This window comes from Microbacterium resistens (assembly GCF_021172025.1).
GTDB lineage: Bacteria > Actinomycetota > Actinomycetes > Actinomycetales > Microbacteriaceae > Microbacterium > Microbacterium resistens.
In genome coordinates, this window is record NZ_CP082781.1 from 281816 (window position 1) to 293975 (window position 12160).

The window sequence follows — 12160 nt, forward strand, 5'->3', positions numbered from 1 at the left end:
CAAGGCCGCGCATAACCGGGCGGACTAGGCTCGTCCCGTGCCTGAGAAATGGATCTCCCGCGTGCTGTCGTGGGCCGGAGTGCTGGTGGTCGGAGCCGTGTTCGGGCTCGCGACGACGATCGCCCACGGGTCGGAGCTCGGCCCGATCCCGATCGGCATGATCATCGGCCCGATCGCCTGCGCCGCCCTGCTCGTGGCCGTCCGCGCCCTCACCCGCGACCGCTGGGCCGCGCTCGCGGCCGGGATCGGGATGCTGGCCGCCGTCCTCCTGATCTCGGGTCGCGGTCCCGGGGGATCGGTGCTCGTGCCGGACGACCTGCGCGGACGCATCTGGGGCTACCTGATCGCCGGGCTGGTGCTCGTCATCGTGGCGTGGCCCGACCTGTCCCGGCTTCCGCGGGCCGCCGTAACCCGCGGACCCGACGCGGCCGGCGATCGCGCGCGCGACGTAGACTGAAACAGTGACGTATGTGATCGCCCTCCCGTGCGTCGATGTCAAGGATCGCGCCTGCATCGACGAGTGCCCCGTTGACTGCATCTACGAAGGGGAGCGCTCGCTGTATATCCACCCGGACGAGTGCGTGGACTGCGGTGCGTGCGAGCCTGTCTGCCCGGTGGAGGCGATCTACTACGAGGACGACCTGCCCGACGAATGGCAGGACTACTACAAGGCGAACGTCGAGTTCTTCGAAGAGGTCGGGTCTCCGGGCGGCGCCGCCAAGGTCGGCGTGATCCACCACGACCACCCGATCATCGCCGCTCTGCCGCCGCAGGGCGACGCCGCCCACTGATGTCGGTCCGCGATCTGGCCGACTATCCCTGGGACGCGGTCGCCCCCTTCCGCGAGCGGGCGGCAGCGCATCCCGACGGGATCGTGGATCTGTCGATCGGATCGCCGATCGACCCGACGCCCGAGATCATCCGTGCGGCGCTCGCCGAGGCGACCGACGCGCACGCCTACCCCCAGACCGTGGGGACCGCGGAGCTGCGCGAGGCGATCGTCGACTGGTACGCCCGGCGGCGGGGCGTGCCGGACCTGAGGCCGGACAACGTCCTGCCCACGATCGGTTCCAAGGAACTCGTCGCGCTGCTGCCGACCCTGCTCGGGCTCGGCCCGGGAGACCGGGTCGTCCACCCGCGCGTCGCCTACCCCACGTACGAGGTCGGGGCCCGCGTCGCGGGGGCCACGCCCGTTCCGGCGGACGACCCGGCCGAGTGGCCCGAGGGGACCCGCCTGATCTGGATCAACACCCCCGGCAACCCCGACGGCCGCACCTGGACGCGCGACGAGCTCGCCGCGGCCGTGCGCCGGGCGCGGGAGCTGGGTGCGGTCCTCGCCAGCGACGAGTGCTATGCCGAGCTCGGATGGGACGGCCCGTGGGCGAGCGAGCCCGTGCCGTCCGTGCTGGATCCTCGGGTCACCGGAGGCACCCGGTCGGGACTGCTCAGCGTGTACTCCCTGAGCAAGCAGTCGAACCTCGCCGGCTACCGCGCCGCGTTCGTGGCCGGCTGCGCCCGTGTCGTCGGCGATCTGCTGGCGGCGCGCAAGCACCTGGGCCTCATGCCGCCGGCACCGGTCCAGCACGCGATGGCCGTCGCTCTCCGCGACGACGAGCACGTCGCGGCCCAGAAGGAGCTCTACCGTGAGCGCCGCGCCCTGTTGCTGCCGGCGATCCAGGCGGCCGGCTTCCGCGTCGACGGCTCGGAGGCGGGGCTCTACCTCTGGGCGACGGAGGGCCGGGACGCCTGGGAGTCGATGGAGCGCCTGGCGGGACTCGGCATCCTGGGCGGCCCCGGCGCGTTCTACGGCGACTTCTCCGCCGAGCATGTGCGGCTGTCGCTCACCGCGCCGACGGAGCGCGTGGCCCGCGCCGCCGAGCGCTTGCGCGCGTCGACCCCGTGACCCGCGGGCGTCCGGAGTGATTCTGTGGCAACCCACGACGGATCCGTGCATCCCTTGTCGGGTGCCACAGTAGGCTCTCACCCGCACTAGGCTGTAGGGGCGATTCGGCTGTGCATCGGCCCCGGCGCGCCACCCGCGCGTGTTACCGGCATCGCCCTCGACGAACAACCCGCAAGGAGGTCCGCGTGAGTGCAGCGGCAGATCGGCCCACGACGGCGACTCTGACGATCGGCGGCACGACGGCCGAGTTCCCGGTCCTGCAGGCCACGGCCGGGCACGACAGCATCGACTTCTCGACGCTGACCCGCCAGACCGGGCACACCGCCCTGGACTACGGCTATGTGAACACCGCGTCCACGAAGTCGGCCATCACCTTCATCGACGGCGACGAGGGGATCCTGCGCTATCGCGGCTATCCCATCGAGCAGATCGCCAAGAACTGCACCTACCTCGAGGTCGCCTGGCTGCTGATCTACGGCGAGCTGCCGTCGGCCTCGGAGCTGGCCGAGTTCGACGAGAAGATCCGCCGCCACACCCTGCTGCACGAGGACCTGAAGCACTTCTTCTCGGCTCTGCCCCACACCGCCCACCCGATGTCGGTGCTGTCCTCGGCGGTCGCGGCGCTCTCGACCTACTACGAGAACGAGACGGACCCGCACAACCCGGAGCACGTCGAGCTCAACACGGTCCGCATGCTCGCGAAGCTGCCGGTGATCGCCGCGTACGCGCACAAGAAGAGCGTGGGGCAGGCGTTCCTGTATCCGGACAACTCCCTGAGCTTCGTCGACAACTTCCTGAAGCTGAACTTCGGCGTCCACAGCGAGCCGTACGAGCTCAACCCGGTGATGTCGAAGGCGCTGGAGCTGCTGCTGATCCTGCACGAGGACCACGAGCAGAACGCCTCGACGTCCACGGTCCGGCTCGTCGGCTCGACCGGGGCGAACCAGTTCGCCTCGATCTCCGCGGGCATCCAGGCGCTCTCCGGCCCGCTGCACGGCGGCGCCAACGAGGCGGTCCTCACCATGCTCGGGCAGATCCGCGCGTCCGGCGAGAGCGTCCAGCGGTTCGTCGAGCGGGTGAAGAACAAGGAGGAGGGCGTCAAGCTCATGGGCTTCGGCCACCGGGTCTACAAGAACTACGACCCGCGCGCCAAGCTCGTGAAGGAGGCGGCCGACGAGGTCCTCGCCGAGCTGGGTGTGACCGATCCGCTCCTGGACCTGGCGAAGGAGCTCGAGGAGATCGCCCTCGCCGACGACTACTTCCGTGAGCGCCGCCTCTACCCCAACGTGGACTTCTACACCGGCGTCATCTACAAGGCCATGGGCTTCCCGACCCGCATGTTCACGGTGCTGTTCGCGATCGGGCGCCTCCCGGGCTGGCTCGCGCAGTGGCGCGAGCTCCAGAACGACCCGCAGACCAAGATCGGCCGCCCCCAGCAGCTCTACACCGGATCGGCGGAGCGGGCCTTCCCGACCCGCTGACGACGACGCGCGACGGCCCCGGCAGGATTCCTCCTGTCGGGGCCGTCGCGCGTCGTGCCGTCAGGCGGCCTCCGCAGCCGCCGGCTGGGCGACGGCGTGCCCGGAGGCGCGGGCGGCGGGGTCCGCGTCCGCTCTGCGCTCGTCGCGACGTCGCGCCGGCACCAGCGCGACGAGACCGGCGGCGGCCAGCGCCACGACGCCGATCGTGATCCACGCGGCGGCGTACCCGGCTTCGAAGGGGAGGCCCTCCGCGTCGACCGAGCCGAACACGATCGCGGTCATCAGCGCGGAGCCGATCGCGGAACCGATCGAGCGGAGGTTCGCGTTGACCCCGGTCGCGACGCCGACGCTGCCCAGCGGCACGCTCTCGACGATGATGCTGGCCATCGCGGCATAGGCCATGCCGCCTCCGGCGCCGAAGACGGCACCGAGGACCGCCAGCTGCCACACCGCGCCGTGCAGGGCGACGGCGCCGAGGATCGCGAGCCCCATGACGGCCGTGCCGAGCACCAGCTGGCGCCGGAGCGGAAGCACCCGGCTCAGCGGCCCCGTCACGAATCCGGCGGCCGACATGCCGACGAGCAGCGGAAGCAGGACCAGTCCTGCCTGCTCCGCACCCAGGCCGAACGCCCAGCCGGTGGAGGCGGGGACCTCCAGGAACATCGGCAGGTATCCCCAGAACCCGAACATCGCGATGCCGATGAGGAGGGCGCCGACGTTGACCGGCCAGATCGTGCGGTGCAGGAGCAGGCGGATGTCGACGAGCGGCTCGGCGGATCGGAGCTCGGCGAGGACCCACGCCGCGAGCAGGCAGAGCGCGAGCGCGAAGAGGCCCAGGGTGAGCGGGCTCGCCCAGCCCCAACGGGAACCTGACGACAGCGGGAGCATGAGGGCGACGAGCCACCCGGACAGGAGGGCGGCGGAGACGAGGTTGATGCGTCCGGCGGCACGCACCCCGCCGGACGGCACGGCCCGCAGGACCGCGACCGCTGCCGCGAGCGCCACGACGAGAGCGACGACGAACAGCGCCCGCCAGCCGAGCGCAGCGGCGACGGGGCCGGCGAGCACCGTGCCCGCGGCTCCGGCGATCCCGAACAGGGCGCCGACCGCGCCGATCGCGCCGGTGAGCCGCTCCGGCGGCTGCGTCTCGCGGAGCAGGCCGAACCCCAGGGGGAAGAGCGCGCCGCCCACGCCCTGCAGCACGCGTCCGACGAGGAGGATCTCGAGACTCGGCGCCAGGGCGGCGACGAGATCGCCGACGGAGATGACGGCGAGGACCACGAGGGTGAGCGTCCGCCGCCCGCGCAGGTCTCCCACCCGGCCGAGCAGGGGGGTGGCGACCGCGGCCGCGATGAGCCATGCGGTCATCGTCCAGGCGACGGCATCGGAGCCCACGTCGAGGTCGTCCTCGATGAGCGGCAGCACGGGGATGACGAGGTTCTGGAGCAGGGCCATGGAGCCGATGCTCAGGGCGATCGCGGCGAAGGCGCGGCGTGGGGTCGACATGGAGGGTCCTCCGGTGGGGTCGAGGGGGAGCGCGGATGGCGCGAAGGGCGAACGCGCGGACGGTCGAGCGGTTCGCGGTCGAGCGGTAAAATGGAAGGAGGACTCCGAACGGAGGCTGCCTCCGTTTTTACGGTAGTGGAGGAGTCCTCCGTTTTGCAACCCCGAGATTGGCGACCCATGAGCACCGCGACACCTCGTGTCACCGCGCTGGAGGAGCGACGACCCAAGCGTGCGGACGCCGCACGGAACTTCGACGCGCTCATCGAGGCCGGCAGGGCCGAGTTCGCCGAGCGGGGCGCGGAGGCGTCCCTGGAGGACATCGCCCGTCGCGCGGGCGTCGGGATCGCGACGCTGTACCGCAACTTCCCGACGAGGGACGACCTCATCGAGGCGTTGTACGTCACGGAGGTGCTCGCGCTCGCCGACGCGGCGGAGGACGTGGCCGGTCTGGATCCCTGGCCGGCGCTGGAGGCGTGGCTGGACCGCTTCATCCGTTACGTGGGGACGAAGCGCGTGCTCCTGGAGGGGTTCAACCGCGGCTCGCCGATCCTCGTCGAGTGCCGGGGGATCATGGTCTCCGCCGCGGAACCGCTGCTCTCGCGGGCCCAGGCGGCGGGGGAGATCGCCGCGGACGTCACGATCCTCGACGTCATCAAACTGGTCTCCGGCGTCGCCGCCGTCGCCTACGACGACGACGCGCAGAGACAGCGGGTGCTGGCTCTCGCGATCCGCGCGATCCGGAGCTGAGGCGGACCGGAGCGGACCGCCTCAGCCTCGAAACCGATCCGGGATCAGCGTCCGGCGGTGCCGTTCGCGCTGCGGGGCCGACGCCGACGCCGTCGAGAGGGCGCACCGTTGTCCCGTCCGCCCTCGGCGGGCGCGGCGACGCGGGCACCCGTTCCGTGACGCGGCGCCCCGCCGTTCCCGCGCGAGGCGCCGGACCGGGCCGGCCGGGAGGCGGCCTGAGGGCGCTGCGGCTGCTGCGGCGGGGCCGGGCGCACATGCGGGGCGCGCTCTCCGACCAGTGCCGAGACCGCGTCGTCGGTCGCCGACTCCAGGGGCGCGGTGATCTGCGCCTTGCGGAGGAGGTCCTTCACGTCCCGGCGCTGCTCGGGCAGGACCACCGTGACGACGGTCCCGGCGGCGCCGGCGCGCGCGGTGCGGCCGGAGCGGTGCAGGTACGCCTTGTGCTCGACGGGCGGGTCGACGTGCACCACCAGGTCCACGTCGTCCACATGGACGCCGCGCGCGGCGACGTCGGTGGCGACGAGCACACGCACGCCGCCCTGCGAGGGATCCGAGGAGAAAGCGCTGAGGTTGCGCTCGCGGGCGTTCTGCGAGAGGTTCCCGTGCAGGTCCACCGCGGGGATGCCCGACGCGGTGAGCTGCTTGGCGAGCTTCTTCGCCTGGTGCTTCGTCCTCGTGAACAGGATGCGCCGCCCGGTCCCGGCGGCGAGGTCCTGCACGAGCGCCTTCTTGTGCTCCGCGTCGTCGGCGAGCAGCACGCGGTGGGTCATCTCGCCCACCGGCACGCTCGCCTCGTCCACCTCGTGGCTGACGGCGTCGCGGAGGAAGCGGCGCGCGAGGGTGTCGATGCCGCGATCGAGGGTGGCGCTGAAGAGGAGGCGCTGGCCGCCCGCCGGGGTGGCGGCGAGAATGCGCGTGACGCCGGGGAGGAAGCCGAGGTCGGCCATGTGGTCGGCCTCGTCGAGCACGGCGATCTCGACGGCGTCCAGGGAGACCAGCCCCTGCTTCATGAGGTCTTCGAGGCGGCCGGGGCACGCGACGACGATGTCCACGCCGCTGCGGAGCGCCTGCTCCTGCGGGCGCTGGCTGACGCCGCCGAAGACGGTGGTGACGCGGAGCCCGACCGCCCGGGCGAGCGGGGAGACCGTCGCGGCGATCTGGGTGGCCAGCTCCCGCGTCGGGGCGAGGACGAGACCACGGGGGTGGGCGGGACGGCTCTTGCGGCCGGCCGCCGATAGCCGGGCCACGAGCGGCAGGGAGAAGGCGATGGTCTTGCCGCTGCCGGTGCGGCCGCGGCCGAGGAGGTCGCGTCCGGCGAGCGAGTCGGGAAGGGTGTCGCGCTGGATGGCGAACGCCTCGGTCTTGCCGGAGGCGGCGAGCACGTCGGCCAGGGGCGCGGGCACGCCGAGTTCGAGGAAAGTAGGCAAAAGTGAAACTCCGTCTGCGCGCGCGGTGAAGCGCGGCGGGATCGTGGGTGAGGGGCGGCGGCACACGGACGGTGCGCGACCTTCGCCGTGCGAAAGGCCGGTGGCTGCCGGTGGGGGAGCAGGATGCCCGCCCGGTCCTCGGAGACCCCGTGACGACGACGATGCTGCCCGCTCGAGGCGAGCAACCTTCATAGTCTACCAGCCGGAGATCAGAGACCTCCGGAACGGCGCGAATCGCCGCGTGTCAGGCGTGCAGGGCCTCGTTGAGGGTCACGCCGACCCCCGCGCGGCGGACGGCCTCGACCGCTCCGGAGACGGAGTTGCGGCGGAACAGGAGCCCGTCGCGCCCGGAGAGCTCGGCGCCCTTGACGACCGGACGCGCACCGTCGGCGGTCGGCGCCTCGTCCGCGAGCACGATCTTGGATCCGGCGGTGACGTACAGTCCCGCCTCGACGATGCAGTCGTCACCCAGCGAGATGCCGATGCCGGCGTTCGCCCCGAGGAGCGTCCGCGCCCCGATCGATACACGGTGCTGCCCCCCGCCGGAGAGGGTGCCCATGATCGAGGAGCCTCCGCCGATGTCGCTGCCGTCGCCGACGACGACGCCCTGCGAGATGCGTCCCTCCACCATCGATGCGCCGAGCGTGCCGGCGTTGAAGTTCACGAAACCCTCGTGCATGACCGTCGTGCCCGGCGCGAGGTGCGCCCCGAGCCGCACGCGCGACGCGTCGGCGATGCGCACGCCCTCCGGCAGGACGTAGTCCGTGAGGCGGGGGAACTTGTCCAGGCCCTGCACCTGGATCCCCGCCCGCTGCAGCGCCGGGCGCAGACGCACGGCGTCCGCGGGGAGCATCGGCCCGGCCGTCGTCCATGCGACGGTGGGGAGGTGGGCGAAGATGCCGTCCAGGTTGAGCTCGTTCGGCCGCACGAGGAGCGTGGAGAGGGCGTGGAGGCGGAGGTAGGCGTCCGCCGTGGACGCCGGCGCCTCGTCCAGGTCGATCCGCAGGTGCACGGCCTCGACGCTCACGCGACGGCGCTCGTCCGTACCCGCGTGCGGCTCCCAGGTCTCCGCCGCGGCGGCGAGGTGTTCGGGAGAGAACTCCGCCGTGCCGATCTCCGGGAACCAGGCGTCGAGGGCCGTCCCGTCTGACGCGATCGTGGACAGTCCGAAGCCGAAGACGGTGCGCGCGTGGGTCATGTCTCCACGCTACCGAACACCGGCACCCATGACGTGCCCCCGGGACGCACGGCCTAGGCTGGTGCGCATGGTGCTCGATCTGACCGCGTCCTCCGTCGACCTGACCCGCGCGATCTGCGACGTGCCGAGCGTGTCGGGGGCGGAGAAGCCGCTCGCGGACCTCATCGAGTCCGCGGTCCGCGCCTTCCCGCATCTCGAGGTGATCCGCCACGGGAACACCGTCGTCGCACGCACCGACCTCGGTCGCCCGCAGCGGGTGGTCATCGCCGGTCACATCGACACCGTCCCCATCAACGGCAACGTCCCCACCCGCGACGCCGAGGTCGACGGGGTCCCTGTCCTGTGGGGGAGGGGGACCGTCGACATGAAGGCCGGCGTCGCCGTGCAGCTCAAGCTTGCGGCGGAGCTGTCCGCGCCCGCCGTCGACGTGACCTGGATGTGGTACGACAACGAGGAGGTCGAGGCCTCCCGCAACGGGCTCGCCCTCCTGGCGGCGAGCCGGCCGGACCTGTTCGCCGCGGACTTCGCCATCCTCGGCGAGCCCAGTGACGGCGAGGTCGAGGGCGGCTGCAACGGGACGCTGCGTGCGATCGTGCGCACGAGCGGCGTGCGCGCGCACAGTGCGCGGGCGTGGATCGGCGAGAACGCGATCCACGCGGCCGCGCCGATCCTCGCGCGACTCGCCGAGTACCGTCCGCGCGAGGTCGGGGTCGAGGGGCTCGTGTATCGGGAAGGGCTCAACGCCGTGCGCATCACGGGCGGCGTGGCCGGCAACGTCATCCCCGACGCCTGCGAGGTGGAGGTGAACTACCGGTTCGCGCCCAGCAAGACGGCCGCCGAGGCCGAAGCGCACGTGCGGGCGGTGTTCACCGGGTTCCCCGTGGAGATCACCGACTCCTCCGAGGGCGCCCGCCCGGGCCTCGACGCCCCGATCGCGCAGCGGTTCGTCGCCGCGGTCGGTGCCGTCCCCCGCCCGAAGTACGGCTGGACCGACGTCGCGAGGTTCTCCGCGCTGGGGATCCCGGCCGTGAACTACGGTCCGGGGGACCCGCACCTCGCGCACCATGACGAGGAGCGCGTGCCGCTCGCGCAGATCGTCGCCGTGGAGGAGGGGCTGCGCGCCTGGCTCGGGGGATCCGGGGCGTGAGCGCCGCCGCGCCCTCCGCGCGCGTTCCGGCACGGACCTGGTCGCGCGCCGTGCTGCGGCTGAGCCCGGCCCTCACGGTCGCGCTGGTGTACCTGGCGGCCCGGGTGGTGACGACCGGGATGCTGGCGGTGGCCGCCGGGCTCTCCGGTCCCGGGTCGCGGTTCGGCCCCGACGCGGGGATCGGCAGCTTCGTGCTGGCATGGGATGCGCAGTGGTACTGGTGGGTCGCCGAGAACGGGTACCCGAGCGAGCTCCCGCTCACCGAGGGCGGCCAGGTCGCGGAGAACGCGTGGGCGTTCATGCCCCTGTACCCGATGCTCGCCAAGGTCGTGGGGTTCCCGCTGGGGTCCTGGGGCGCCGGCGCCCTCGTCGTCTCGCTCGTCGCCGGATACCTCGCCTGTCTCGTCCTCTACCGGGTCCTCGCCGGGAAGGTCGGGCGGCGTGCCGCGATGTGGTCCGTCGCGCTCTGCGCGGCCGGGCCGCTCGGCGCGCTCTTCCAGGTCGGCTACGCGGAGACGCTGTTCCTCCTCTTCCTGCTCCTGGGGATCGACGGGCTCATCCGGCGACGATACGTCCGCCTGTATGCGCTCATCCCGCTCATGGGCTTCACGCGCCCCGGTGTGCTCGCCTTCGCCCTGCTGCTGGGGCTCGTGCTCGTCCTGCGATGGGTGCGCCGGAAGGTTGATCCGCTCTACACCCGGGAGTTCGTCCACATCCTGGCTCTCGGGGCCCTCGCCACGGTGGTGGGCTTCTCCTGGCAGTTCATCGCGGGCGTCGTGACCGGGGATCCGGGGGCCTACCTCGCCACGGAACTGGCGTGGCGACGGAACTGGGTGGAGGGCGGTGCCGCCGGCTTCTTCCCGTTCGAGGGCTGGGTCACGGCCGCGCCGCTGTGGTTCGGGATCTGGGGCCTTCCCGGCTGGCTCGGTCTCGTCGCGCTCGTGCTGCTGGTCGCCGGTGCGGCGCTTCTCCTTCTCCGGGATCCGCGGGTCCGCCGGCTCGGCCCGGTGATCCGCCTGTGGAGCGCGAGCTACCTGCTGTATCTCCTGGCGGTGTTCTTCCCCCAGTCGAGCACGCTCCGGCTGCTGTTCCCCCTCACACCGCTGTGGGGCGCGCTCGCCGTGGGCCGTTCCGGGGGCTTCCGGATCGGCGCCGTCGTGGTGGGCCTCGTGCTGCAGTGGGCATGGATCTACAACGTCTACGCCCTCGGCGACACCTTCTGGCGGGTGCCCTAGGGGGTCATCGAGCCTCCTCTGCTCCGGGCGACCCGATAGACTTGTCTCCTAGACCACCGAGGAAAGGGAGCACCGCGATGGCAGCGATGAAGCCGAGGACCGGAGACGGACCCATGGAGGCCGTGAAGGAGGGGCGCCTCATCATCGTTCGGGTTCCGCTCGAAGGCGGCGGACGTCTGGTCGTCTCCGTCAACGACGCCGAGGCGAAGGAGCTTCACGACGTGCTGAGCGCCGTCGTCGATGCGGCGTGACGACGCGTCCGGCCTCCCACACAGAACCCCGCGTTCCCGTTTCGGGACGCGGGGTTCTCGTGTCGCCGCCCGTGCTCCGTGTTCGTGCTCAGTCGCGGTCGGCCACGCTGACGAGCTGGAGGAGCCCCTCGCCCGTGGCGGACAGCGCGGCGAGCACCGCCGGGGACTGCTGCGTCTCCTGGATCAGCGATCGATAGGCCGTCGTGACGGCATCGCGCTGGACGGGGTCCGCCACGCGCCCTCCGCTGAGCACGCGCGGAACCAGGACCACACCGCCCTCGCGGACCAGGCGCAGTCCGTGCGCGACGTACTCGATGACGTTCTCCGGGTCGGCGTCGACCAGGACCACGTCGTATGCCGCCTCGTTCATGCGCGGGAGCACATCCGACGCCCTCCCGGCGATGAACCGGGCGCGCGTCGGAGCGATGCGGGCGTCCTGGAAGGCCGACCGTGCCGCCGCCAGATGCTCGGGCTCGTTGTCGATCGAGGTCAGCACCGCGTTCGGGGCTCCGCGCAGCAGCCACAGACCGGAGACGCCGGCACCGGTGCCGATCTCGACGATCGAGCGCGCGGCGACCGTCGCGGCGAGCACGGCGCACTCGGCGCCGACCGCTGCGCTGATGGGCGCGGCGCCGAGCTCGCGGGCATGCGCCCGCGCCCGGGCGATGGCGTCCGGTTCGACGATGGCCTCGCGTACGAAGCGCGCGTTCGCGTCCTGCTCGCTCATGTTCCTCTCCGACCCGCCGTGGCGCGGGTGATCCGCGGTACCACGGCCTCCTCCAGGGTAGGGGCACGTCGTGCGTCGCGCGGGCAGGCGCGGCGGTAGCCTGGTCACATGTTCTTCGGCATCACCTTCGAGAAGCTCCTGCTGATCGGCGTGATCGCCGCGCTTCTCGTCGGCCCCGAGCGCCTTCCGCGATACGCCGAGGCGCTCGCGCGGTTCACGCGACGGGCGGGGGAGTACGTCCGCGGCGCGAAGGACCGCATGCGCGAGGAGGTCGGGCCGGAGATCGACGAGCTCGACTGGCGCAAGCTCGATCCGCGTCAGTACGATCCGCGCCGCATCATCCGCGATGCCCTGTTGGACACGACTCCGTCGTCCGGTGCCAGGACGACCACCGCCGCGACGTCTGCGGCAGCGGGTGCGGGAGTCGCGGGCGCGGCGGCTGCGGGGGCATCGGCGGCGAGCACGGGTGCGAAGCCGTCCGCCCCGCGCCAGTTCAGCGCGGACGATCCGCCTCCCTACGACCGCGAAGCCACCTGAT

13 protein-coding genes are annotated in these 12160 nt (G+C 72.2%); 9 read left to right on the top strand and 4 right to left on the bottom strand.

Annotated elements, in window-relative coordinates:
- Nucleotides 1–37: 37 nt before the first annotated feature.
- The 4 genes from K8F61_RS01315 (at nucleotide 38) to K8F61_RS01330 (ending at nucleotide 3384) form a co-directional block, all read left to right on the top strand.
- On the top strand, nucleotides 38–457 hold the full coding sequence (locus tag K8F61_RS01315; protein WP_231820434.1) for a histidinol dehydrogenase: 420 nt from the start codon (nucleotides 38–40) through the stop codon (nucleotides 455–457).
- Between the two features lie 4 nt (nucleotides 458–461).
- Nucleotides 462–791 (top strand): ferredoxin, encoded by a 330-nt coding sequence (gene fdxA / locus K8F61_RS01320; protein WP_067247353.1) that lies wholly within the window; start codon nucleotides 462–464, stop codon nucleotides 789–791.
- Complete coding sequence (dapC, locus tag K8F61_RS01325; protein WP_219085151.1) at nucleotides 791–1903, top strand: succinyldiaminopimelate transaminase; 1113 nt, start codon at nucleotides 791–793, stop codon at nucleotides 1901–1903. Before fdxA ends, dapC begins: the two co-directional genes overlap by 1 nt.
- A 185-nt stretch (nucleotides 1904–2088) precedes the next feature.
- A complete protein-coding gene (locus K8F61_RS01330; RefSeq protein ID WP_084344629.1) occupies nucleotides 2089–3384 on the top strand; it encodes a citrate synthase in 1296 nt (431 codons plus the stop codon).
- 60 nt (nucleotides 3385–3444) lie between these two features.
- Here the strand turns inward: K8F61_RS01330 and K8F61_RS01335 are convergent, their stop codons facing one another.
- On the bottom strand, nucleotides 3445–4890 hold the full coding sequence (locus tag K8F61_RS01335) for an MFS transporter (protein WP_231820435.1): 1446 nt from the start codon (nucleotides 4888–4890) through the stop codon (nucleotides 3445–3447).
- Between the two features lie 177 nt (nucleotides 4891–5067).
- On the opposite strand from K8F61_RS01335, the gene K8F61_RS01340 reads away from it, so the two are divergent.
- Nucleotides 5068–5637, top strand: coding sequence for a TetR/AcrR family transcriptional regulator (locus tag K8F61_RS01340; protein WP_219085154.1), 570 nt, complete (start codon nucleotides 5068–5070; stop codon nucleotides 5635–5637).
- A gap of 44 nt (nucleotides 5638–5681) precedes the next feature.
- On the opposite strand, the gene K8F61_RS01345 is transcribed toward K8F61_RS01340, so the two are convergent.
- Nucleotides 5682–7040, bottom strand: a complete 1359-nt coding sequence (locus K8F61_RS01345; protein WP_418888064.1) for a DEAD/DEAH box helicase — start codon at nucleotides 7038–7040, stop codon at nucleotides 5682–5684.
- A 268-nt stretch (nucleotides 7041–7308) separates the two neighbouring features.
- Complete coding sequence (dapD, locus tag K8F61_RS01350; RefSeq protein ID WP_219085156.1) at nucleotides 7309–8262, bottom strand: 2,3,4,5-tetrahydropyridine-2,6-dicarboxylate N-succinyltransferase; 954 nt, start codon at nucleotides 8260–8262, stop codon at nucleotides 7309–7311.
- Nucleotides 8263–8329: 67 nt separating this feature from the next.
- Here dapD and dapE point away from each other — a divergent pair, with 67 nt between their 5' ends.
- From dapE to K8F61_RS01365, 3 genes are all read left to right on the top strand, one after another.
- A complete protein-coding gene (gene dapE / locus K8F61_RS01355; RefSeq protein ID WP_231820437.1) occupies nucleotides 8330–9409 on the top strand; it encodes a succinyl-diaminopimelate desuccinylase in 1080 nt (359 codons plus the stop codon).
- On the top strand, nucleotides 9406–10644 hold the full coding sequence (locus tag K8F61_RS01360) for a hypothetical protein (protein WP_336246438.1): 1239 nt from the start codon (nucleotides 9406–9408) through the stop codon (nucleotides 10642–10644). Before dapE ends, K8F61_RS01360 begins: the two co-directional genes overlap by 4 nt.
- A 77-nt stretch (nucleotides 10645–10721) precedes the next feature.
- Nucleotides 10722–10895 carry a DUF3117 domain-containing protein gene (locus tag K8F61_RS01365; RefSeq protein ID WP_084344892.1) on the top strand — a complete coding sequence of 58 codons (174 nt, stop codon included), beginning with the start codon at nucleotides 10722–10724 and terminating at the stop codon, nucleotides 10893–10895.
- A gap of 88 nt (nucleotides 10896–10983) precedes the next feature.
- Here the strand turns inward: K8F61_RS01365 and K8F61_RS01370 are convergent, their stop codons facing one another.
- The gene (locus tag K8F61_RS01370; protein WP_067250231.1) at nucleotides 10984–11622 is read right to left on the bottom strand and encodes an O-methyltransferase; all 639 of its coding nucleotides are present in this window, start codon (nucleotides 11620–11622) and stop codon (nucleotides 10984–10986) included.
- 108 nt (nucleotides 11623–11730) lie between these two features.
- Between K8F61_RS01370 and K8F61_RS01375 the strand changes: the two genes are divergently transcribed.
- Nucleotides 11731–12159, top strand: coding sequence for a twin-arginine translocase TatA/TatE family subunit (locus K8F61_RS01375; RefSeq protein ID WP_067250234.1), 429 nt, complete (start codon nucleotides 11731–11733; stop codon nucleotides 12157–12159).
- The last annotated feature ends 1 nt before the right edge of the window (nucleotide 12160 follow it).

Bases quoted from the DNA above. Each gene is read 5' to 3' on its own strand.
- K8F61_RS01365 (WP_084344892.1), top strand. From the start codon at position 10,722: ATGGCAGCGATGAAGCCGAGGACCGGAGACGGACCCATGGAGGCCGTG.
- dapD (WP_219085156.1), bottom strand. From the start codon at position 8,262: ATGACCCACGCGCGCACCGTCTTCGGCTTCGGACTGTCCACGATCGCG.
- K8F61_RS01375 (WP_067250234.1), top strand. From the start codon at position 11,731: ATGTTCTTCGGCATCACCTTCGAGAAGCTCCTGCTGATCGGCGTGATC.
- K8F61_RS01370 (WP_067250231.1), bottom strand. From the start codon at position 11,622: ATGAGCGAGCAGGACGCGAACGCGCGCTTCGTACGCGAGGCCATCGTC.
- K8F61_RS01335 (WP_231820435.1), bottom strand. From the start codon at position 4,890: ATGTCGACCCCACGCCGCGCCTTCGCCGCGATCGCCCTGAGCATCGGC.
- dapC (WP_219085151.1), top strand. From the start codon at position 791: ATGTCGGTCCGCGATCTGGCCGACTATCCCTGGGACGCGGTCGCCCCC.
- dapE (WP_231820437.1), top strand. From the start codon at position 8,330: ATGGTGCTCGATCTGACCGCGTCCTCCGTCGACCTGACCCGCGCGATC.
- K8F61_RS01340 (WP_219085154.1), top strand. From the start codon at position 5,068: ATGAGCACCGCGACACCTCGTGTCACCGCGCTGGAGGAGCGACGACCC.